Here is a 24459-nt window from a genome sequence, read left to right on the forward strand (position 1 = left end):
ATAAAATTACTTATTTTACAGGAATATTGTTCAATATAAATAGTATGAATCAAATACAAAAACAAAAATAGGATATCATAATAATTTTATCGTAATAGAATGTTCGTAAGAAAATATTAGAATAAGGTTAGATGGAAATTTTATTGAAAAAAATCAAGGGAAAAAATATTTCATAATAAATTATGATCCAAATTAATTTCCGAAAATTATTACCGTTTTTAACTCCAATTATATTTTTATATATAATTATTTCTTTAGGATGGAAAACTTCTATAAATACTTTTATTAATGTAGTAATACTTATTGTAATGATGTTAATATTAAGTTTTTTTCATTTTTTTATCCTTTTTGAAAAAAAATTAGATAAAGGATATCAATCTATGATATTCTTATCTTTTTTCGTTTTTATTCCCTCTATACTATTTTCTATGGGAAAATTTTTTTTTTTTAGTCACGAAACAATTACAGATGTAAGAGGGGTTTTATTAACGAGTTTAACTATATATATATTAATTCGCATTACCTATTTTATGCGAAAAATATACGTAAAAATTAATAATCCTATTTTTATTTTTATTACTAGTTTTGTGTTTTTATCTTTTTTAGGATCATTATTTCTAATGTTACCATCATCAACCGTTAAAAAAATATCATTTATAGATGCATTATTTACTTCTACTAGTGCTGTATGTGTTACTGGATTAGGGGTATTAGATACTTCTAAAGATTTTACTTATTTAGGAAAAATTATTATTCTAACTTTGATAGAACTTGGAGGATTGGGGATTTTAACCGTAACTTCTTTTTTTAGTTATTTTTTTAGGGATGGTTTTTCTTTTAGAGAGGGTGTCTATATAAGCAATTTTTTGAATACAAAGACTACAAATAACGTTCTTTTTTTAGCTGTAAAAGTAGTTTTACTTACTTTAATAGTAGAAATAGTAGGAACTTTATTAATCTATTTGTCTATTAAGAACGAAAGGAGTATTATAGAATATGATAGTCCTTTATTTTTTTCTATTTTTCATTCTATATCTGCTTTTTGTAATGGAGGTTTTTCTACTCTTAATAGAGGTTTTTATTCAGAATCTGTAAGATTTAATTATTTATTCCAATTTATTATTGCATGTTTATTAATATTGGGAGGAATAGGTTTTAATATTTTATTTAATTTTTTTACATATATATGGTTAACGTTAAAAAAATATTTTTACAAAATTTTTAAAGATGAATATTTTAGATGTCCTGTACATATTTTTACTTTAAATACAAAAATTGTTTTATTTACAACTTTTTCTTTACTTTTTTTTGGAACTATTTTTTATTATATAAGCGAATATCATTATTCACTTTCTGAACATTCTTCTATTTTTGGAAAGTGGATTATTTCATTTTTTTCTTCTGCTACATCTAGAACAGCTGGATTTCAAGTATTAAATATGGAAAAATGGACACCCTTAACTATCTTATTTACTATTTTTTTGATGTGGATTGGTGCATCTCCTGCTTCTACAGGTGGAGGAATTAAGACAAGTACTTTTGCATTAGCATTAATGAATATTATCTCTTTATCTATAGGAAAAGATAGATTAGAAATTCAAAAAAAAGAAATTTCTTCAAAATCTGTTAGACTTGCTTTTGCCATTATAATATTATCTCTCATTATCATATATATAAGTATTTTTATTATTCTTTTTTTAGATCCAAAAAAAGATATTTTATCCATTTCTTTTGAAGCTTTTTCGGCTTTTTCAACAGTAGGATTATCTTTAGGAATTACTCCTAATTTATCCAATGGTAGTAAGTTAGTTTTAATTACTTTGATGTTATTAGGAAGAATAGGCGTTTTTAATATTATGATAGGATTATTAAAAAGAAATAGAATAAATTCTTCTTATTATTATCAATATCCTCAAGGAAATATTCTAATCAATTAAAAAAATATGAAAATTATAATTATTGGGTTAGGAAATTTTGGAAGATCTTTAGCACTTAATTTAACAGATAACGGACATGAAGTTTTTGGAGTAGATCACAAAATGGAAAAAGTTGACTTATTAAAAGATCGTATAGCTAATGTAGTTTGTATGGATGCTAATAATGAATTAGCTTATAAAGTATTGCCTATACAACAAGCTAATTTAGGAATTGTTGCTATTGGAGAAAATGAAGGGTCATCAATAGTAACAACGGCGATATTAAAAAAATATAAAAATCTTAGAATAGTCAGTAGATCTTTATCAACAATACATGATACTATATTAGAGGCTATGGGAATCAATGATGTAATTCACCCAGAACAAGATGCCGCTTATCGATTGACAAAACAAATATCTTTTAATTATGCTTTAGATTATTTTAGAGTAGATAATAAACATTCTATTGCAGAAGTTTTTTCTCCATATTCCTTTAGTGGAAAATCAGTTAAAAGTCTTAAACTAACACAAAAATATTCTGTTTCCTTAATTACTGTCATACGAGAAATTAAAAATTCTATTTCTTTCAATGAAAAATCTAAAAAAAAAGTGATAGGATTGGTTACTGGGGATACTATTTTACAAAAAGGAGATATATTGACAATTTTTGGATCTAATAAATCTATAATGAATTTTTTAAAAGATAAATTAACAAATCCTGATTAAAATACTTAAAAATATTCCATTTTAAATATAAAAAATCTATTTTAAATGATTAATTTATTTTTACTAGTTGTAATAATGGTATAAAAGGATTTTTATATAATTTTTAAAATTTTTTTTCAAAAAAATTAAAAATAATAAAACTATTTTTTTTATTTTAATTAAATATCTTTATTTTTTTACATATAAGGATATTTATATTTTTTACTTTCTTGAAAAAAAGGATTTCCAATAAAATTGAGATTTTTTCTATTTATATTGAAAAATAATATATAAATAAAAATATTACCTATTAGTAATAAAGACCCTATTTCATGTAATCCAAATTGTGGATATAAATGTTTATTTAAAATTATTTCTGGAGCTATTAAATTGTATATATCTATATAATGGCCAACGAGTAATAAAGAAGAAACTATAAGTACTATTTTTGTATTAATTTTGTTTTTACTACTCATCAAACCAAAAAAAGGAACCAAAAAATTTAGAATAATCATCCAAAAATGGATATTTCCATATAGTTCCTCTCTTTTCAAAAAGTGAATAACTTCTTCTGGAATATTTCCGTACCAATAAAGTAAAAATTGTGAAAACCAAAAATAGGTCCACAATAAACTACTAGAAAAAAGATATTTACTTAAATCATGCAAATGATTTTCATTAAATAATGGTAAACATCCTATTTTTTTTAAATAAATAGAAAGAATAGTAATAGATCCAATACCGGTAACCATATAAGAGCTTAAAATATACCAACTAAATAAAGTACTAAACCAGTGAGGATTTAAAGACATAATCCAATCCCATCCCATAAAAATAGATGTTATAGAAAAAAATATTATAAACATAATAGAAAAAAATTTTAATTTTTTATAATCTTTCCAAGATCTTGTTAGATTCAAAATATGAGATGTTTTTTTTAATTTAAAATAAAAAAAATTCCAACCTATTATATAAATTAAACTTCTGATTAAGAAAAAGGGGATATTTAAAAAAGCTTTTTTACTTGAAATAACTTTATCATACTTTAATAATGAAGTAGAATAAAATTGATTAATATCCATCCAATGAAAAATATGAATAATACCCATAAAATTTAATAAAAAAAATATTAAAATAAAAAAACATCCATATGGAATAAAAGAAGCTAATTCTTCTATAATAGGATGAATTATGATCGACCATCCAGATTTTGATACATATTGTATTCCTAAAAATAATAAAGATCCTAGAGAAATAGTAGTAAAATAAAAAATAGCTATATATAACCCTAGCCAAGGTTGATTTTCTTTTTTTTCATCTTTTTGATATGAAACATTTTTTAAAAAAAAATATTTTTTTTGATTAAAATTTATTCTATTTAAAACAGGAATTTTATCAAAAAAAATAAGAAAACATCCTAATGTCATTAGAAAAAAAATTATTTTTTTTAATTTTTTAGAAAATTGATACATTGTATTTTAATTGTATTTTATCTATTTATTTTTTTTAGATACATTACATATTCTGATAATTGCCATCTATCCCTTTCATTTAATTGAGAAGCATAAGAATTCATATTATTTTTTCCATAAGTAATAACATTATAAACACTTTCAATAGTCAGATCTCTATCTTTATAATTAGGAATACCGAATATTTTTTCATTTTTGACTAAAATTCCTTGTCCATCTCCACTATCTCCATGACATATAGAACAATTTATTTTATATAATTTTTCTCCATTTTTTATGTTGTTTTTGGATTTATTCTTATTTTTTCTTTTGTAAAAAATAAATTCATAAGAATTTTTGGGAATAGTTCCTTTTACTGGTAAAAGAGAGGAAGTTTTTTCTTTTAAAAAAAGAGGAATTTTTATTTTTTTAACATTTTTTTTATAATTAGGATATGGTTCTGAATAAGGTTCATAAGCATCCGAATAATACATATCTGGCATATATACTCTATTGGGCTTTGATTTATCAAACCAACAGGAATTTAATCCTACATTAAATAAAAAAAGTAAAACAATATAAAAATATTTATGATTCATAATTTTTTTATAATCAATTTTTAAACTATTCTTTTTACGTTTACTTCCATAGCTCCATTTTTTTTTAATAAATTCAATAATTTTTTAACATTATTTTTTGTATTAATTTCTATTAAAAATAGATTATCAGTAGTTCTTGGATCTGGATTTTTTGGATAAGATCCTGGAAATAATTTACATTGGATAAGATAAGTAATACACATAAAATGTGCAGAAAAAAAAATTGAAAATTCAAATATTACAGGAATAAAAGCAGGTAGGTTTCTAACCCAAGAAAAAGCAGGTTTTCCTCCAATATTCTGAGGCCAATCATAAATCATGGTATACCAAGTAAGTATACTTGCCAAAAAAAATCCAAAAAATCCATATAAAAAGGATAAAAAGGATAAATTAGTTTTTTTTAATTCAAGTAATTTATCTAAATTATGAACTGGAAATGGAGTATATACTTCATATATAGTTATCTTTTTTTTTATAAGAATTTTTATACTATTGATCATTAAATCATCATTATCATATAATGCATGAATATTAAATTCGGATTGATTCATTTTTATTTTTTTGTAATATTTATACTTGTTTTAGAAGATTTTAATATTGTTTTTAATTCTGACTGTGATATAACTGGAAATACACGTATATATAGTAAATAAAGAACAAAAAAGAACCCAATAGTTCCTATAAAAATTCCTACATCAACAAATGTAGGAATAAAACCTGTCCATGATGAAGGTAGATAATCATGACTAAGATTTAAAACAATGATATCAAATCTTTCAAACCACATTCCAATATTTATGATGATAGCTATTATATAAGACCAAAAAAAACTTCTACGTATTGATTTTATCCATAAAAATTGTGGAATTAAAACGTTACAAATAATTAAAATCCAAAAAGCCCACCAAAATGGTCCAGTTGCAGCTTTTACAGAAAAATAAATAAATTTTTCAAAGGGATTATTAGAATACCATGCTAAAATGAATTCAGATATATATGCTAATGTAACTATTCCACCTGTTAATAAAATAATCATATTCATATATTCAATATGATTTCTTGTAATATAATTTTCTAGAGATAGGACTTTTCTCGCTACACCTAATAAAGTTTGAACCATAGCAAAACCAGAAAATATAGCTCCTGCCACAAAATAAGGAGGAAAAATAGTACTATGCCATCCCTTAATTACAGAGGTAGAAAAATCAAAAGAAACAATGGTATGTACAGAAAAAACTAATGGAGTGCAAAGACCTGCTAAAACTAAAGAAATTTCTTCAAATCTTTTCCAATCTTTTGATCTTCCTCCCCATCCAAAACTCAGAATACCGTAGATTTTTTTTTTTATAGGATTTTTTACTCTATCTCGTATCATTGCAAAATCAGGAATTAATCCCATAAACCAAAAAACAGTAGAAACGGAAAAATAAGTACTAATAGCAAATACATCCCATAAAAGTGGAGAGTTAAAATTAGGCCATAAACTTCCAAATTGATTAGGAATAGGTAATACCCAATGTGCATTCCATGGTCTTCCCATATGAATAATAGGAAATAATCCAGCTTGGATTACCGCAAATATTGTCATAGCTTCAGCTGATCTATTAATAGATAAACGCCATTTTTGACGAAATAATAACAAAACTGCGGAAATTAAAGTTCCTGCATGACCAATACCTACCCACCAAACAAAATTGGTAATATCCCAAGCCCAATTAATGGTTCTATTTAATCCCCATACTCCTATTCCTGTATTTAAAGTGTAAAAAATACATCCTAATCCCCAAAAAAAAGCTAAAATTGAAATAAAAAAAGAAATCCACCATAATGTTCCAACTTTTCTTTCTATAGGATTCAATATATCTTCAGTAATATTTTGAAATGTTTTATTTCCAATAATTAATGGTTTTCGTATAGAAGTGGATTCATGATTAGTTAGCATAATTTTTTTTTGATCTATTTCAAATTTTTAACTTTTAATTGATAAGATACATTTGGTCGTATACCAAGAAAATCAAGAAGTTTATAATTTCTTTTATCTCGGATTTTTTTTAAAATTTTACTATTTTTTTCATTGATATCTCCAAAAACAATGGCATTTGTTGGACAAGAAATACTACAAGCAGTTTCAAATTCTTCATTTTTTATTTTTCTATTTTCTTTTTTTGCTACTCCTATAACATATTGGGTTTTTTGTATACATAAAGAACATTTTTCCATAACTCCTCTAGTTCGAACAACTACATCTGGATTGAGAACCATTTTTCCCAAACTATTATTCATATTATAATTAAATTTTTGATTATTAACATAATTAAACCAATTAAATCGTCTTACTTTATAAGGACAATTATTGGCACAATAACGTGTTCCTACACAACGATTATAAATCATCATATTTTGACCTTGCATTCCATGAGAGGTAGCTCCAACTGGACAAACTGTTTCACAAGGTGCATATTCACAATGCTGACACATTATAGGTTGAAAAGAAACTTTTGGATTTTTAAAAAAATCCTTATCATTTTTTGATGAATTTATTTTTTTTGAATAATATCTGTCAATTCTTAACCAATGCATATCTCTAGATTTTCTTATTTCTTCTTTTCCAACAACAGGAACGTTATTTTCAGTATGACATGCAATAACACAAGCTCCACAACCAATACAAGCATTTAAATCTATCGATAAATTAAAATGATGTCCATTTTTTTCTTTTTTATTATTTTTATCTTCCCAAAGAGAAATTTTTTCTGGAGGTAACATTCCTTTATGAGTAAGGATTTTCTCTTCTTCATTCCAAATTTTTTTAGATTTTTTTAAAAAAGTTTCTAAATCTGTTTCTTTAACTAAATTTCTTCCTACTGTTGTGTTTTGGACTTGAAAACAAGCAAATTTATGTATTTTATTTACTTTTTTTATCTGTATATTTTTTTGTATTAAACTAAAATTTTCATAGACTTTGTAGGCATTTTTTCCTTGGCATATTTTAGATAGTTTTCCTATTTTTTGTCCGTATCCAAAAGATAATCCTATTGAACCTATACCTTGTCCCGGTTGGATATATACAGGAATATTTTTAATTAAAATTTTATGGTTTTTGATTAAATTAACACAATTTCCATTCATAGATCCATTTCCAGTATACCAATTTTTTAGTCCTATTTTTTTTGCATCATATGAGGATATAGTTAGATAGTTTTCCCAAGTAGTTCTTGTAATAGGATCTGGAAACTCTTGTATCCAAGGATTATCATGTTGATTCCCATCTCCTATGCTTATTTTTGTGTATAATCTAAGTTCTAAATTTTTTTTCCCTTTTTTTTCATTATTGATTAACTTTACTCCATATTCGTGGATTTTTTTTTGATAATCATATGTAAGTTTATTAGTTTTTATATTTTCTTTTTTTTCAACTACTCCATGAAATAAAGCTTCATTAAAAGAAGAAACATTAGATTGTGGAATTATTTTTTTTTCCCAAATTTTTTTTAAATATTCGTAATAATTTTTTTCTGGAATTTTACCCCAAATTATCAAAGATTCTTGAAATTGTCTTGTATTAAACAGAGATTGAATAGTAGGCTGAATCAGAGTATAAAAACCAGTTAAAGGATGAGTATCACCCCAACTTTCAAGCCAATGAGGAATAGGAGCTAATACATTCATAGTTTCATTAGTTTCATCTCTTTTCATAGAAAAAGAAATAGTAATTGGAATTTTTTTAAAAAATTTTTTTATTTTACTAGAAAATGGAAGACTATAAATTGGATTAGTATTATGAATTAAAATAGCTCCAATTTTTTCTTTTTCTAAATCTATTATGAATTTTTGTAATTTTTTATCATTACTTTCTTTTGATAAAATAAATTTATTCTTTTGTAAAGCGTTACTTTTAATTTTTTGATTTATTAAAAAAGATAGAATATAAGATTCTAGATTTCCATCTGCAAAAATCACACTTTTTGATCCTTTTTCTAAAATTAAATATGCTATTTTATTAATTTCCTCATCTTCATTTTCATTGATTTTTTTTTCCAAAAATATTTTTTGATAAATTTTAAATAATATTTTATTAATTTCGGAAGGTTTTCTTGAAATCCGAATATCTGCATTTGCTCCAGATAAAGTCATATTACTTTCTATCTGAATATGTTTCAACATAGATTTTTTTGGAATTTTATTATTTACATAAGATTTTGCCAGATTTTCTGGACTCCAATCTCCCAAAAAATCTGCATCAAAAGATACTATTAATTCCGTTTTTGATAAATCAAAAAGTGGGAACCCCCGAATTCCAAATATTTTTTCTGAAGCATCTAAAGCTACAGAATAAGAAATAGCATCATAAGTAATCCATTTAGTAGTAGGATATGTATTTGTAAAATCCTGAATTAATTTTTTTGTAGAATAACTTGGATAAGAAGAGGAAAAAATCACAATATCCTTTTTTATTTTGGATATTTTTTTTAAATGGGTTATTACATAATTATCGATTACCTTCCAAGAACATTTATTTCCATTAATAAAAGGATTTTTTAACCTTTCTTCATCATAAAGAGATAATAAAGAAGATTGTATTCTAACTGATGTTGTATTGAAATATTTTGAAGTTAAATTAGGTTCTATTTTTATGGGACGTCCTTCTCTTGTTTTTACCAATACACTTCCAATATCAAAAGAATCCATCATCGTAGAAGCATAATAAGTTGGAATTCCAGGAGTTATACTATCTGGTTTTACAATGTATGGTATAGATTTTATAACTGGTCCTTTACATGCTGCTAAAGTTACTGAAGCTGTACTAAATCCTATCCATTTAAGAAAATCTCGTCTGGACGTTTTATTTTTTTTGACAAATACTTGAACTAAAGTATTTTTTTCAAAATGAGAAGAACCCATACTTTTTTTTTTATTATTTGATTCCATCATGAATAAATATTTATTTTAATAGAAAATGAATTATAATATCAGTAGTAAGTTTTTTCAATAATGACATTTAGCACATTCTAACCCACCAATCATATCTACTGTTATTTTTTTTTCTTTTTTTTGTTTTATAAAATCGGGAAAATATTCTTTATAATATTGATTTTCAGTATCTATTTCTGTTTTTTTATGACATGAAATACACCATTCCATCGTAAAATTATTGGCCATTTCTACTTGATCCATATTTTGAACTTTTCCATGACATGCATTACATGATAAATCTACTTTTTTTGATTTTTTTATCATTTTTTCCCCGGTAATTATATGTTGAGAATGATCGAAATATACAAAATCAGGCATATTGTGTATACGTATCCATTGAATTGGATGAGTCTTTTTAGAATATTTTCTTACTTCTGGATCCCAACCTACTGAATGATATATTTTTTGTATTTCTTTATTGTATTCTTCTCTACTTTTTCCTTTTTCTATATAATCTCCTTTATATTCGTTGATAGTAATATGACAATTCATACAAATATTAGCCGAAGGGATACCAGATACTTTGCTATATTTTGCGGAGTTATGACAATATTGACAATCAATTCCATTTATTCCAGAATGAATTTTATGAGAAAAGTAAATGGGTTGGTCAGGTTTATATCCTTTATTAACATCTATTTGCATTAAAAAAGTCCATATTCCATATATTCCTAATATAAAAAAAAATCCTATAAACGAAGAAAGAAAATACCAATTTTTTTTTTTATCTCCTAAAAATCTATATAAAAATAAATAGGTTAATATCCAAAAATTTTTTTTATTTTTTTTTGTAAAAAGAAAATCATTACTTAGTAAATGAGTTAAAATATAAATTTTATATAGAATCCAAAGTAAAATTATAGAGAAAATAAAAAGACCAAAAAAAATAATTTTTATTAGAAATTGATTTTTTTCTAGTTCTAGATTATTATAAAATTCTTGTTGATTTTCTTTTTTTTGTTGATTTTCTTGTTTTTTTGATTTTTTAATAAAGTATAATATATCGTCTATTTGTTGTTCAGATAATTGATTAAATGAGTTCATTTCTACGTTCCCATATTCTTTATAAATAGAAATAGCATCTATATCTCCACTATTCCTTAATGATTTGTTGTCAATTATCCATTTATGTAGCCATTCTCTATTTCTTTTTTCTGTTACACCATATAAAGCTGGTCCTATCATTTTTTTTTCTAAATCTAAGGAATGACAGGATGTGCAATTTTGTTTAAAAATTTTTTTCCCATTTTCGAAATCTCCTTCTATATTTTTTGCTTCAATTATAAATATAAAAGTAGAAAATGAAAAAAAAATAGAAAATAAAAAATTTTTCATAATTGATGAATCAATTCATAACATTTTTAATCAACAAAAATAGAATAAAAGAAAAAAATTCGTAAATTCCTTTTTTAAAAAAAAGAATAAATTTTTTATTTTTTATTCATAAGAACAGAACATGAATAAATTTTATTTTTTAATATTACTAATCATAATAATAATGTTCAATTCTAATCCTTTGAAAGCAAATCACGAAGCTACGAAAATTAGATTTTTTGAAGAAACACTGATAAATGGACTACATATAATCTTCCACCAAGATAATACAAATCCATTGGTTTCTGTTTCAGTTTTATATCATGTAGGGACTAAAAATGAATTTCCTGGAAAATCTGGATTTGCTCATTTTTTTGAACATCTTATGTTTGAGGGATCTAAAAATATTAAAAAAGGAGATTTTTTTAAATATATAGCTTCTAATGGTGGAAAAAATAATGCTTATACCAATCATGATGAAACTTGTTATTACGAAATTCTACCCTCAGATCGTTTACCATTAGCTTTATGGTTGGAATCTGAAAGGATGCTTCATGCAAAAATAGATGAGGAAAGTATTAATATTCAAAGAGAAGTAGTAAAAGAAGAAAAAAAAATGCAAATCGAAAATCAACCATATGCTAAAGCTATTTCCGAAATTATACCTTCTTTATTATTTAAAAAACACCCCTATAAATATCCTATTATTGGTTTTGAAAAAGATTTAAATACGGCAACAAAAAAAGATTACAAAAAATTTTATGAAACTTATTATGTTCCAAATAATGCTACGTTGGTTGTTACTGGGGATTTTGAAATGAATGAAGCAAGGAATCTTGTTCATAGATATTTTTCTTCTATTCCTAAAGGAAAAATAGATTTTAATATGAAAAAAATAGAAGAAGAGCCCATTAAAAAAGAGATTTTTTTTACATATGTAGATAAAAATACTAAAGTTCCTGGAGTTTTTTTATCATATAGATTGCCAAAAATGATTGATAAAGATACTTACGTATTAAAAATTATAGATCATGTTCTTTCTTCTGGAGAAAGTTCACGTATAATGAAAAATGTAATCAATAAAAAACAATTAGCTTCTTATGCTGGATCTTTTTTAGATTCTATGGAAGATTATGGTATTTTTATTATATATGGATTAATCAATCCAAAAATAACTTTAGATCAATTAACTAAAGTTATAGATGAGGAAATAGAAAATTTGAAAAAAAAAGGGATTACACAGTATGAATTAAATAAACAAAAAAATTTTTTTGAAAAAAAATTTCTTTTTGATAATTATTCTATGAGTGGAATAGCATCAAATTTATCCCACTATTTTTTATATTATAAAAATACAAATTTAATTAATACAGATATAGAAAAATATCGTAAAATATCTGTAGAAGATATTAAGATTGTTGCTAATAAATATTTAAATAAAAATTGTAGAGTACGTTTATATAATGTTCCAATTAGTTAATTTTTTAAAAAATATTATTTTTATCATAATAATTAACCTTTTTTTTCAAACTAATATGTTTTCTCAAAAATTTGATCGAAATTTACCACCTAAATCTTTAAAAAAGAAGATATTCATTAATATTAAAAAACCAGTTTTTTTTAAAATGAAAAATGGATTAAAAGTTTTAATTGTAGAAAATCATAAACTTCCTTTAGTTAGAATTGGATTAGAATTAGATTATAAACCCTTCTTAGAAAAAGATAAAGCTGGTATCAAAAAAATTTTTGGAAAAATGCTTCGTTCTGGAACCAAAAATTATTCTAAAGAAAAATTAGATGAAGTTATTGATTATATAGGAACAACTTTATATACTTCTTTCTCAGGTATATCTATTTCTACTTTAAAAAAAAATTTGGAAAAATCAATTTCTATTATGAGTGATATTTTGTTGAATAGTAAATTTGATAATTCTAAAGAATTAGAGAAAATAATTAAACAAAAAATTATAGATATCAATCTATCAGAAAAAGATCCAAATGCAATTTTACAACGTGTACGAAATGTTTTATATTTTGGAAAAAATCATCCTTATGGAGAATATGAAACTTACGATACTATAAAAAATATCACTCTTAACGATTTACAAAAATTGTATCATAAATATTATATTCCGAATATTTCCTATCTTTCTTTTATAGGAGATATTTATCCAAAAGAAGCAAAAAAATTATGTAAACGTTATTTCCATAAATGGAAAAAAGGATCTTTGTTTCATGAAAAAAAAAATAGAGCCGAACTGATAAAATCTACGAATCTAGAAATAGATTTAGTTGATATTCCAACTCTTACCCAATCTACAATTTGTTTTGGAGGTCCTATTTTGTTAAAAAAAAATGATCCTGTATATTTTTCTTCTATTTTAGCAAATGGAATTCTAGGAGGAGGACCTCAAAGTCGTTTATTTTTAAATCTTAGAGAAAAAAAAGCTTATACATATGGAGCTTATTCTATTTTAAAACCGGATAAAAATATAGGTTATTTTTCCATTTATACTCAAGTAAGAAATGGAGTTACTGATAAGGCTATAGAAGATATTTTAAAAGAAATTATAGAAATAACAAAAAATAAAGTTTCTTTGGAAGAATTAAAAATTAAAAAAGAAGAAATATGTGGTCAATTTATCATGAATTTAGAAGATCCTAATAGAATTAGTGATCTTTTTATTAGTGAATTAAAAAATAATCTTCCAAGTAATTTTTACAAAAATTATTTGAAAAATATACAGTCTGTAACTATATATAATATACATTCTTCATGTAAAAAATTTTTTTCTGTAAAAACTGGAAGAATTTTAATTATTGGAAAAATTAATGATATTTTACCTAATCTTAAAAAATTTGGTTATCCTATTCGTTTTTTTGATAAATTTGGAAAAATATTAAAATGAATGAAATAATGAATGAAGATTTATCTTTAGAAAATCGTATTATTTCTGTATTAAAAAAGATATATGACCCAGAAATACCAGTAGATATTTATGAACTTGGTCTTATTTATGATATTCAAATTTCTAGAAAAAAAGAAGTGAAAATTTTGATGACTCTAACAACGTCTAATTGTCCAGTAGCCGATATTTTACCTATAGAAGTAAAAGAAAAAATTCAATCTATTAAAGAAATTAATAATGTAAATGTAATTTTGACGTTTGAGCCACCTTGGGATAGAGGATTTATGAGTGAAGAAGCTCGTTTAGAACTTGGAATGTTATAAATTTTAATATTAAGATAAATATGAGCCTTTTTAGTTTACTATTTTATGGATTATTAATTCTTTTGATTTTATCTTTTTTTTCTAGTTTTATTTTTATAGTTCATCAGGAAACTGCATCTGTTATTGAAAGACTTGGAAAATTTCATAATATCCGTCAGGCTGGACTTCATTTTAAAATTCCTATTATAGATAATATAGTTGGAAAACTTACGTTAAAAATTCAACAATTAGATATTTTGGTAGATACAAAAACTAAAGATAATGTTTTTGTGAAAGTAAAAATTTCTGTACAATTTAAAGTTATCGAAAATAAAGTATATGAAGCTTTTTATAAATTAGATAATTCTAATACACAAATTACATCCTATATTTTTGATGTAGTAAGAGCAGAGGTACCAAAAATGCGTTTAGATGATGTTTTTGAACGAAAAGATTATATTGCTATTGCTGTAAAAAGAGAATTAGAAGAATCTATGTTAGATTATGGATATTCTATTATTAAAGCATTAGTTACAGATTTAGATCCTGATGATCAGGTAAAACAAGCCATGAATCGTATTAATACTGCTGAGAGAGAAAAAGTTGCTGCGGAATATAAAGCCGAATCTGAAAGAATACAAATTGTAGCTAAAGCTAAAGCAGAAGCTGAAAGTAAAAAATTACAGGGAAAAGGAACAGCGGATCAACGTAGAGAAATTGCCAGAGGAATTTTAGAATCTGTTGAAGTGTTAAATAATGTTGGAATTAATTCACAAGAAGCATCTGCTTTAATTGTAGTAACGCAACATTATGATACTCTTCAATCTATGGGCGAAAGTTCAAATACAAATTTAATTTTATTACCTAATTCTCCAGGTGCAGCTAATGATATGTTGAATAATATGATAACTTCATTCAATATATCTAATCAAATTGGAGAATCTATAAAAAAGAAAAATGAGAGTAAAAATAGTAAAAAAAATAAATGATAAAATTATAAAATTCCATGGAAATAATAGGAATAGTAAAAAAATTATTTGATATTCAAAAATTTGATAGTGGATTTCAAAAAAGGGAAATGGTGATCACTACAGAAGAGCCATATCCTCAAAACATATTACTGGAATTTATTCAAGATAAAGTGGAATTATTGAATTCTATAAGACTAAAAGATAAAATAAAAGTTTTTATTAATATTCGTGGAAGAGAATGGACTAACCCAGAAGGAATTATAAAATATTTTAATTCTATACAAGGATGGAAAATTGAGGAGATCCAACGGTCTTTAGGATCTTCAAAAAAAACATCTACTATATCTCCATCTTTATCTTCTGATGATTTTGATGATTTACCTTTTTGATTTTATCTTATTTTTATAAAAGATGATTATGGACTAATTTTTGATAAATAATATCTTTTTTAGGATTCCATTTTCTAGATGGAGAATATTTTTTTCCATAAAAAATAATTTGAAGATGTAATTTTTTCCATTTTTTTTTTGAAAATATCCGTTTAGCATCTTGTTCCGTTTGTTTTACATTTTTTCCGTTACTTAATTTCCATCTGAACATCATTCTATGAATATGGGTATCTACAGGAAAAACCGGTATTTTTGATCTATGAAATAAGAAAACAGAAGCACTTTTATGACCAATTCCAGGTAAAGATTCTAATTCTAAAATATTATTTGGAATAATTCCATGATATTTATTTATTAAAATATTCGATAAATTATAAATATTACTAGATTTTTTATTATAAAGTCCAATATTTTTTATTGAATTTTTAATCCCATTTATAGTAAGTTGAATAATATCTTGAGGATTTTTAATTTTTTTAAAAAAATGTTTTGTCAATTCGTTAACTTTTTCTTCCTTACTCCTGGAAGTTAAAAGTATAGCTAAAAGTAAAGTAAATTCATTAATATAATATAATGAACTGATTGGATTAGGATAAATAAAATCTAAGGTATCTATGATAATTTTTATTTTTTTTTGTTTTTAATATTGAATTAAGTTATTTTATTGCTTTTGAATAGAGATGTTAATCTCATTCATTTTATCGTTCATTTGAAGTGTTATTTGATCTCCTTTTTTTAAGGTTTCACTAATAATACATTCCGATATAGGATTTTTTATAAATTTTTCTATTATTCTTTTTAATGAACGGACTCCATATTCTTGGTTAAATCCCTTTTTCTGAATAAAATCTTTTACTTCTGGAAATAAAATTAATTTATATCCTAAATAAGACATATGAATACTTATTTTTTCTAATTCTATATGAGTTATTTTATATATATCTTCTTGGTTAAGAGTATTAAAAATGATAATATCATCTATTCTATTTATAAATTCTGTAGAAAAAATACGTTTCAAAGTTTTTTCTAAAATATTTTTATAATCATTTGATTTTTTTGATTTAGTATAAAAACCTATTTCTTGACCAAATTCTCTTAATTTTTGAGTATCCGTATTTGAGGTAAAAATAATTACAGAATTTTTAAAATTTACTTTTCTTCCAAAACTATCAGTTATACATCCATAATCAAGTATTTGTAATAAAACATTAAATACTTCATGATGAGCTTTTTCTATTTCATCTAATAAAATAACAGAATAAGGTTTACGACGAATAATTTCTGTTAACTGCCCTCCTTCTTCGTATCCTACATAACCAGGAGGAGCTCCTATTAATCTAGAAATAGAAAATTTTTCCATATATTCACTCATATCGATACGTACTAATGATTCCTCTGAATCAAAAAGTTCTTTTGCAAATATTTTTGCCAAATAAGTTTTTCCAACACCTGTTTTTCCAAAAAAAATAAAAGATCCTATAGGGCAATTAGGATCTTTTAATCCTGTTCTATTTCTTTTAACTGCTTTCACTATTTTTTCTATAGCTTCATCTTGTCCTATTATTTTTTCTTTTAGAATACTTGTCATTTTATTCAATTTTTTCATTTCCGCTTGAGCTATCCTATTTACTGGAACTCCACTCATCATGGAAACTACTTCTTCTACGTTTTCTTCAGAAACTATTTCTTTATTTTCTTTGGATAAATTTTCCCATGATTGTTGTGCTTTTATCAATTGTTTTTCTATACGTTTTTCCATATCACGTAAATGCGCTGCTTCTTCATATTTTTGGCACTTAACTACTTTCAATTTTTTTTTCCGAATATTTTCCAATTCCTTTTCCAAAAAAATTATTTCTTGGGGAACTTTAATATTTTTAATATGGACACGAGATCCAGCTTCATCAAGTGCATCAATAGCTTTATCTGGTAAATAACGATCTACAATATATCGTACAGTTAAATTTACACAAGCTTTTATAGATTCTTCTGTATAAATTACATTATGATGATTTTCATATTTTTCTTTTATTTTTTTTAAAATTTCAATAGTTTCTTCTTCAGAAGAAGGTGGTACTATAATTTTTTGAAATCTACGTTCTAATGCTCCATCTTTTTCTATATATTGTCTATATTCATTTAATGTAGTTGCTCCAATACATTGAATAGATCCTCTAGCTAAAGCTGGTTTAAATATATTAGAAGCATCTAATGAACCAGTTGTTCCTCCTGCTCCAATCATTGTATGAATTTCATCTATAAAAAGAATTAAATTTGTATCTTTTTCTGACTCATTTATAATAGTTTTCATTCTTTCTTCAAATTGACCTCTATATTTAGTTCCAGAAACTAAAATTGCTAAGTCTAAAACAACTACTCTTTTATTATATAATACTCTGGAAATTTTTTTTTGTACAATACGTAAAGCTAAGCCCTCGGCAATAGAAGATTTTCCTACACCGGGTTCTCCTATAAGTAGAGGATTATTTTTTTTTCTCCTGCTCAATATTTGAGATACTCGTTCAATTTCCTTTTCTCTTCCTACTACTGGATCTAATTTACCATTAATAGCAATAGAATTTAGATCAATTCCAAAATTATCCAATATTGGAGTATTTATTTTTATAGAAGAAGTTCCTCTATTATTGTTATTGTTGTTGTAATAACCAGATCCCGTTCTAATTCCTCCAAATCCTCCATAATAAGAAGAGGAAATATCATTTTCAATATTTTCATCTAAATAATAAGTAGAATAAAAAAAAAATCTATAATGATTCATAAATAAAAATGTTTCGAGGAAGATAAATTATATTTTTTTTGTTTTTTTCATTATTATATTGGTATTTTTGGTATAGAAGATGAAAATTTTAAATTTAATTTTTCTATCAATTTATCTACATATTTATTTTTTTTAGATAGAAAATTATATTGTTCTTTTGGAAAATTGTTTAATTTTTTTGTTAAAGTTTTAAATTTTAAATGAGGGTTATTTAATTTTTTCCGTAAATATTTTATAAAATATGCTTGGATTAAAAAAAACTCCCTATTTTCTAATTTTGAAGGAATTATTAAAATTATTCTACTTTCAAAAATTTGGAATTGTATTTTATTTTTTAATAAATTTAAATAAATTGGATTTATTTTTTCGGAAATTTTTTGTATAAAAATTTTCCAATTTTCTTTTAAAAATTGAATTTTTTTATTTTTTAATTCAGAAGTATACCGATTGAAATTCCATTTATAAAAATAAAAACCATTAACTAATTGTATTAAATAGATTTCTATTATTAATCTAGAATTTTTACTCAAAATCGATTCCTTTTCCATATTATGACAAATCATTAAAGCTTTAATTAAAAAAGAAGAAGATAATTTTTTTGATTGTTTTATATAAGATTGTATAATAGTTTTATTTTTATATTTTAAAAGAAATATGGTATCAGTATTTTTAGATAATAATAAATTTCTAAAATGATTGGTTAATCCACTTATAAAAATGGTGACTGATACTCCATTTTTGAAAATTTGATTTAATAATATTAATATTTTAGATATTTTTTCATTTAATAGATAATCAATCATATTAAAATAGTAATCTATATCCAAAATACCTAGTTTTTCCATTACTAATTGTTTAGAAATTTTTTTTTTTTCATAAAAAGTAAGTCGATCAAAAGTAGAAAGAGCTTTACTAATTGAACCATTTCCATATTGAGAAATGAGAAATAAAGCTTCCTTTTCTATTTGAATACATTCTTTTTCCGAAATTTTTTTCAAAAAAAAATAAATTTCTTTTAAAGAAATTTGTTTAAAGTTATAAACTTGACTATGTAAAATAATGGAATCAATAATTTCATTATTTTCTGAACAACAGAAAATTAATAATACATGTGAAGGAAGTTTTTCAATACTTTTTAAAAGTAAGTTCAAAGATTCTTGAGAAAATAAATGAATATCATTTATGATAAGTATTTTATACTTTCCTTTTTTTGGATATACAAAAATTTTTCTTATTTTTTCAAAAATAAATTCTATTGGATGATTAAAAATTCCACTAATTTCAAAAACATTCAAGTATCCTCCTTCTGAAAAAGAATTTAATTCATTGGATAAAATTTTCGCACAGGTATTTTTTCCAACTCCTTTGGGTCCAAAAAATAATAAAACTTGAGATAAAAAACTATTTTTTATGGCATTTTTTAAAATGATTATAACTTCATTTTGACCAATGAGATCATTCCATTTTATAGGCCTATATTTTCTAGTTAATACAGTTTTATATGAAAAAACCTTATTATCCATTATTATAATTTACTAATCCGATAAAATTTCTTTAATTTTATCAGAAGCTTCTTTTAAAGTATAAGTAGAATAAATTGGTAATTTACTAGTATCAAGTTTTTTTTTAGCTATTATTTCATTTGTTCCTTGTAAACGAACTACAACGGGTATTTTAATATCATGATCAATATGATGATAGGAATTAATAATTCCTTCTGCAACAGTATCACAACGAACAATTCCTCCAAAAATATTTATTAATATAACTTGTACCGATGGATCTTTCCATATAAGAAGAAAGGCTTTTTCTACACGTTTTTTATCAGCATCTCCTCCTATATCTAGAAAATTAGCTGGATCCCCTCCACAAGATTTTATCATATCCATCGTAGCCATAGCTAATCCAGCTCCATTTACCATACAACCTACATTACCTTCTAATTTTAGAAAATTCAATTTATATTCAAACGCTTCTATTTCCATAGAATTCTTTTCTTCTCTATCAAATAAATTAGCATATTTTTTTTGACGAAATAAGGCATTATCATCTATAATTATTTTTGTGTCTACTGCTATAATTTTATTATCAACAGTATAAATTAAAGGATTTATTTCTAACAATGTAGCATCACAAGATAAATAAGCATTGTAAAGAGAAATTAAAAAAGAACTTAAGTTTTGTATTCCTAAATTAAATCCAATTTTTCTAGTTTGAAATAGATGTAATCCCCATGATGGATCTATTTCTTCTATATATATTTTATCTGGATATTTTTTTGATATATATTCAATATCCATTCCTCCTTCTTTAGAATAAATAATTACATTTTTTTCTAAATCACGATTTAGCATTATTGATAAATAATATTCTTTAGGAAGATGAGTAGAGAAATAAACATCTTCAGAAATTAAAACTTTATGAACTAATTTACCTTTTTTTGAAGTTTGTGGAGTGATTAAATAATTTCCTAAAATTTCTTTGGATTTTTTATACACTTCTTCCAAAGAACGTACAATTTTTATTCCTCCACCTTTTCCACGTCCTCCTGCATGTACTTGTGCTTTAATAACTAAAGATTTTTTATTAGTTTTTTTAAAAACAATTTTTGCAGCTTTTACAGCTTCTTCTGGAGAAGTAGCAATAATCCCATACGGGACATGAACTGAAAAAGAATTTAATATTTCTTTTCCTTGAAATTCATGTAAATTCATTTAGAATATTTTTTAAAAGTAAATTTAAACTAAAATTAGTTTTTTTTTGAAAAGTTTTGTATAGTTTATTAATAATAATATGATTAAATTTACATAAAACTTTATGGTTCAATCTAAAAATATTTATAAATTATTTGGAAAAAGAGAAATTTTGAAAGGAGTAAATCTTAGAGTTAAAACCGGAAATATAGTATGTATATTAGGTGAATCTGGATCTGGAAAAAGTACTTTATTACATATCCTGGGAACTTTAGAAAATCCTACTTTTAAAAAAAATAAAAAAACGGTTTTAAAAATAGATGGAGAAAACGTATTGTCTATTACGGAAAAAAAATTATCCATTATTAGAAATGAAAAAATTGGATTTATATTTCAAACCCCCCAACTTTTTCCTGAATTTACAGCATTAGAAAATGTTTTTTTGCCAATTTTGATAAAAATAAGGAATCAAAAAAAATGTAAAAAAAAAGCAAAAAAATTATTGAATAAATTGAATATTTCTCAATATGAGAACTCAAAACCTGAAGAATTATCTGGAGGTCAAAAACAAAGGATATGTATTGCAAGAGCATTAATTAATGATCCGAAAATAATTTTTGCGGATGAACCTTCAGGAAACTTGGATATAAAAAATGCTAATAAATTACACAATTTTTTTTTTTCTCTAAAAGAAGAATTTAAACAAACTTTTTTAATTGTAACACATAATCTAAAATTAGCAGATATGGCAGATGAAAAATTAAAAATAGAAAATGGAATAGTAATAAATTAAAAAAAATGCTTTTAAATAAACTTTCTATTAAACATATTATCAAAAAACCAAGAATATTGAATAAATATCCAGCTCCTCTTTTTTTAATGATTCATGGATATGGAAGTAATGAAAATGATCTTTTTTCTTTTCAAAAAGATATTCCAGAAAATTTTTTTATAATTAGTATTCAAGGATGTTATTCTTTTGGTTCAGATAAATATTCATGGTATGATATCGATTTTTCTAATAAAGATCGATTTATTAATATTGACCAGGCTAAAAAAACTATTGAAAAAATATCTTTTTTTATAGATGAAGCTATTAAAGAATATAAATTAAATCAAAGTCAAGTATGGTTATGTGGATTTAGCCAAGGAGCTATTCTTAGTTATGGTATTGCTTTCAAAAAACCTGAAAAAGTAAAAAAAGTTATTGCTTTAAGTGGATATTTAGAAAAAAAACTTTTACCAAAAAATATGAATTCTTCTTATATAGATTTAAAATTTTTTATTTCTCATGGAAAATATGATACTATTTGTCCTATAAATTTAGTAAAAAAAGGAATTAATTTTCTTAAAAATAAAAAAATACTTTCTTTACAATATAAAGAATACGATTCTGGCCATTCTTTAAACAGTTATAATTATCAAGATATCATTAATTGGATAAAAAAAAATCAATCTTTTTAATAAAAATTTGATGCAAAAATCCACGAAAATACTTTTCTCCTTATTTATTTTTATAGGATCTATTTATTTTTTTTGGAATAAAAATTATTTATTGGGAATTATACTAATTATTTTTGGCTTATTTCCTATTTTTTTTTATTTCAGGAATGAATTTTTATTATTAGCCTTTTTTAAAATAAAAAAAAAAAATATGAAAGGATTAAAGAAGTCATTAGACTGTATAAAAAATCCAAAATTACAATTGACAAAAAATCAAATGGGCTATTATTATTTTCTTCTTGGAATTTTATATTCAGAATCCAATATTCATAAATCGGAAAATTATATGCAAAAAGCTATAGATTTTGGATTAAAATTTAAGCAAAATATAGCAATAGCTAAATTAAACTTAGCAATATATTCTTTATCAATAGGAAATAAAAAAAAAGCTGAACTATTGTTGTCAGAAGCAAAAAAAATGGATATAAGAGGATTATTGCATGATCAAATTCAAATAATAAAAATACAAATGAAAAAAATGAATCTAGGAGATAAACAAAATCCTTATATTAGAAAAAATTATTTAAAATAAATATATAAAAACCATAATTATTTATATTAAACCAATCAATTATCCTTTATTATTTTGAATAAAATTATATCTAATAATTTTATAAATTCTTCTATCTGAAACTTTTTTTTCATAGAAAAAATATTGTTTTTATTATAATAATTATAACTCCAATATTTTAGGAATATTTTTTTCATTTTTTCCCATTAAAAATTTTATTGGATTTTCTATTGATTCTTTGACAGATACTAAAAATCCAACAGCTTCCTTCCCATCAATTATTCTATGATCATAAGATAAAGATAAATACATTATTGGACGGATTTCGATAGATTTATTAATAACTACTGGCCTTTCTACTATTTTATGCATTCCTAAAATAGCGCTTTGTGGTGGATTTATTATTGGAGTAGAGAGCATAGATCCAAATATACCACCATTAGTAATAGTAAAAGTTCCTCCTTCCATTTCATCTATAGATATTTTTCCATTTCGAACACGTGTAGATAATCTACTAATTTCTTGTTCTATACCACGAAAAGATAAATGTTCTGCATTTCTAATTACAGGTACCATCAATCCTTTTGGTCCTGATATAGCAATACTAATATCACAATATTCAAAATTAATTTTTTGTTCTCCATTTATTATGGCATTAATATCTGGGTATATATGTATTCCTCTAATACAAGAAATAGTAAAAAAAGACATAAATCCTAAATTAACTCCATGTTTTTCCTTAAAAATACTTTTGTATTTTTTTCTTATTAAAAAAACTTCCTGCATATTAACTTCATTAAAAGTAGTTAGCATGGCCGTTTTATTTTTTACAGAAACCAATCTTTCAGATAGTTTTCTTCTAAGAGAAGAAAGAGGAGTCACTCTTGTTGAACGATATATTGGAGTAGGTTTTTTTTCTATAAAAGAATGGTAATTTATATCATCATTAGTATTAGTATCAATACAATCTTTTTTTGTAATTCTTCCATTTTTTCCCGTTCCTTTAATAGATTCTATAGGAATATTTTTTTCTTTCAATATTTTTTTTGATGCTGGAGAAGGCCAGTTTTTATTATCAGAAATTATTTCCTTTTTTTTATTTTTATTAATCTTATCTATTTTTTTTTCAGGATATAGTTGTTTATATTTTTTCTCATAAGTTTCTTTTTTTTTAGAAGTATCTATAGTACAGAGAATATCCCCAACTTTTATTTTTTTTCCTTTTTTTCCAATCAAGGTAATTATACCATTTTCCTCTGCAGAAACTTCTAAAGTTGCTTTATCTGAATCTAATTCAGCTATTAACTGATTTTTGGATACATAATCTCCATCTTTAACTAGCCATGAGGTAACTTCTAATTCTGTAATTGATTCTCCTGGTGAAGGTGTCTTTACTTTTATTATCATAGATAATTTAAATTTTAAGTATTATTTTATAATTTT

At 23.7% G+C, this 24459-nt stretch carries 21 protein-coding genes; 10 read left to right on the forward strand and 11 right to left on the reverse strand.

The features are described from left to right. Positions 1 to 182 precede the first annotated feature (182 nt). Together BLBCPU_RS02650 and BLBCPU_RS02655 are read left to right on the forward strand one after the other, a co-directional pair. Positions 183 to 1937, forward strand: a complete 1755-nt coding sequence (locus BLBCPU_RS02650; RefSeq protein ID WP_014246459.1) for a TrkH family potassium uptake protein — start codon at positions 183 to 185, stop codon at positions 1935 to 1937. 6 nt (positions 1938 to 1943) lie between these two features. Next, positions 1944 to 2642 (forward strand): TrkA family potassium uptake protein, encoded by a 699-nt coding sequence (locus tag BLBCPU_RS02655; RefSeq protein ID WP_014246460.1) that lies wholly within the window; start codon positions 1944 to 1946, stop codon positions 2640 to 2642. A gap of 176 nt (positions 2643 to 2818) precedes the next feature. On the opposite strand, the gene BLBCPU_RS02660 is transcribed toward BLBCPU_RS02655, so the two are convergent. The 6 genes from BLBCPU_RS02660 to BLBCPU_RS02685 all read right to left on the reverse strand — a co-directional run bounded on the left by BLBCPU_RS02660 (position 2819) and on the right by BLBCPU_RS02685 (position 10980). Further along, positions 2819 to 4048 carry a hypothetical protein gene (locus BLBCPU_RS02660; RefSeq protein ID WP_254044397.1) on the reverse strand — a complete coding sequence of 410 codons (1230 nt, stop codon included), beginning with the start codon at positions 4046 to 4048 and terminating at the stop codon, positions 2819 to 2821. Positions 4049 to 4110: 62 nt separating this feature from the next. Further along, on the reverse strand, positions 4111 to 4671 hold the full coding sequence (locus BLBCPU_RS02665) for a cytochrome c (RefSeq protein WP_014246462.1): 561 nt from the start codon (positions 4669 to 4671) through the stop codon (positions 4111 to 4113). Between the two features lie 20 nt (positions 4672 to 4691). Then, positions 4692 to 5222, reverse strand: a complete 531-nt coding sequence (locus BLBCPU_RS02670) for a DUF3341 domain-containing protein (protein ID WP_014246463.1) — start codon at positions 5220 to 5222, stop codon at positions 4692 to 4694. A gap of 2 nt (positions 5223 to 5224) precedes the next feature. Continuing rightward, positions 5225 to 6613, reverse strand: coding sequence for an NrfD/PsrC family molybdoenzyme membrane anchor subunit (gene nrfD, locus BLBCPU_RS02675; protein WP_014246464.1), 1389 nt, complete (start codon positions 6611 to 6613; stop codon positions 5225 to 5227). Between the two features lie 14 nt (positions 6614 to 6627). Next, positions 6628 to 9603 (reverse strand): 4Fe-4S dicluster domain-containing protein, encoded by a 2976-nt coding sequence (locus BLBCPU_RS02680; RefSeq protein WP_014246465.1) that lies wholly within the window; start codon positions 9601 to 9603, stop codon positions 6628 to 6630. Between the two features lie 54 nt (positions 9604 to 9657). Then, entirely contained in the window at positions 9658 to 10980 is a 1323-nt protein-coding gene (locus BLBCPU_RS02685; protein WP_014246466.1) for a c-type cytochrome, read from the reverse strand. Positions 10981 to 11143: 163 nt separating this feature from the next. On the opposite strand from BLBCPU_RS02685, the gene BLBCPU_RS02690 reads away from it, so the two are divergent. From BLBCPU_RS02690 to BLBCPU_RS02710, 5 genes are read left to right on the forward strand one after another with little or no spacing between them, the layout of a single operon-like run. Then, positions 11144 to 12439 (forward strand): pitrilysin family protein, encoded by a 1296-nt coding sequence (locus BLBCPU_RS02690; protein ID WP_014246467.1) that lies wholly within the window; start codon positions 11144 to 11146, stop codon positions 12437 to 12439. Continuing rightward, positions 12423 to 13868, forward strand: coding sequence for a pitrilysin family protein (locus tag BLBCPU_RS02695; protein ID WP_014246468.1), 1446 nt, complete (start codon positions 12423 to 12425; stop codon positions 13866 to 13868). The genes BLBCPU_RS02690 and BLBCPU_RS02695 overlap by 17 nt, the downstream gene beginning before the upstream one ends. Then, the gene (locus BLBCPU_RS02700) at positions 13865 to 14191 is read left to right on the forward strand and encodes an iron-sulfur cluster assembly protein (protein WP_014246469.1); all 327 of its coding nucleotides are present in this window, start codon (positions 13865 to 13867) and stop codon (positions 14189 to 14191) included. The genes BLBCPU_RS02695 and BLBCPU_RS02700 overlap by 4 nt, the downstream gene beginning before the upstream one ends. A gap of 20 nt (positions 14192 to 14211) precedes the next feature. Further along, positions 14212 to 15159 carry an SPFH domain-containing protein gene (locus BLBCPU_RS02705; RefSeq protein WP_014246470.1) on the forward strand — a complete coding sequence of 316 codons (948 nt, stop codon included), beginning with the start codon at positions 14212 to 14214 and terminating at the stop codon, positions 15157 to 15159. 17 nt (positions 15160 to 15176) lie between these two features. Beyond that, entirely contained in the window at positions 15177 to 15530 is a 354-nt protein-coding gene (locus tag BLBCPU_RS02710) for a DUF3127 domain-containing protein (RefSeq protein ID WP_014246471.1), read from the forward strand. Between the two features lie 13 nt (positions 15531 to 15543). On the opposite strand, the gene nth is transcribed toward BLBCPU_RS02710, so the two are convergent. The 4 genes from nth to sucC are packed head-to-tail and all read right to left on the reverse strand — an operon-like array spanning position 15544 to position 21023. Beyond that, positions 15544 to 16158, reverse strand: a complete 615-nt coding sequence (nth, locus tag BLBCPU_RS02715; RefSeq protein ID WP_041178615.1) for an endonuclease III — start codon at positions 16156 to 16158, stop codon at positions 15544 to 15546. Between the two features lie 33 nt (positions 16159 to 16191). Then, positions 16192 to 18309: an ATP-dependent Clp protease ATP-binding subunit gene (locus tag BLBCPU_RS02720; protein ID WP_014246473.1), complete on the reverse strand. Its 2118-nt coding sequence runs from the start codon at positions 18307 to 18309 to the stop codon at positions 16192 to 16194. Between the two features lie 53 nt (positions 18310 to 18362). After that, positions 18363 to 19832: an AAA family ATPase gene (locus tag BLBCPU_RS02725; RefSeq protein WP_014246474.1), complete on the reverse strand. Its 1470-nt coding sequence runs from the start codon at positions 19830 to 19832 to the stop codon at positions 18363 to 18365. Positions 19833 to 19844: 12 nt separating this feature from the next. After that, positions 19845 to 21023, reverse strand: coding sequence for an ADP-forming succinate--CoA ligase subunit beta (sucC, locus tag BLBCPU_RS02730; protein ID WP_014246475.1), 1179 nt, complete (start codon positions 21021 to 21023; stop codon positions 19845 to 19847). 103 nt (positions 21024 to 21126) lie between these two features. On the opposite strand from sucC, the gene BLBCPU_RS02735 reads away from it, so the two are divergent. From BLBCPU_RS02735 to BLBCPU_RS02745, 3 genes are all read left to right on the forward strand, one after another. Further along, the gene (locus tag BLBCPU_RS02735) at positions 21127 to 21795 is read left to right on the forward strand and encodes an ABC transporter ATP-binding protein (protein WP_014246476.1); all 669 of its coding nucleotides are present in this window, start codon (positions 21127 to 21129) and stop codon (positions 21793 to 21795) included. A gap of 5 nt (positions 21796 to 21800) precedes the next feature. Next, positions 21801 to 22466: an alpha/beta hydrolase gene (locus BLBCPU_RS02740; protein WP_014246477.1), complete on the forward strand. Its 666-nt coding sequence runs from the start codon at positions 21801 to 21803 to the stop codon at positions 22464 to 22466. Between the two features lie 190 nt (positions 22467 to 22656). Next, the gene (locus tag BLBCPU_RS02745; RefSeq protein WP_254044398.1) at positions 22657 to 23037 is read left to right on the forward strand and encodes a hypothetical protein; all 381 of its coding nucleotides are present in this window, start codon (positions 22657 to 22659) and stop codon (positions 23035 to 23037) included. A 141-nt stretch (positions 23038 to 23178) separates the two neighbouring features. On the opposite strand, the gene odhB is transcribed toward BLBCPU_RS02745, so the two are convergent. Further along, positions 23179 to 24423, reverse strand: coding sequence for a 2-oxoglutarate dehydrogenase complex dihydrolipoyllysine-residue succinyltransferase (odhB, locus tag BLBCPU_RS02750; RefSeq protein WP_014246479.1), 1245 nt, complete (start codon positions 24421 to 24423; stop codon positions 23179 to 23181). Positions 24424 to 24459: the final 36 nt, after the last annotated feature.

Source organism: Blattabacterium sp. (Cryptocercus punctulatus) str. Cpu (assembly GCF_000236405.1).
GTDB lineage: Bacteria > Bacteroidota > Bacteroidia > Flavobacteriales > Blattabacteriaceae > Blattabacterium > Blattabacterium punctulatus.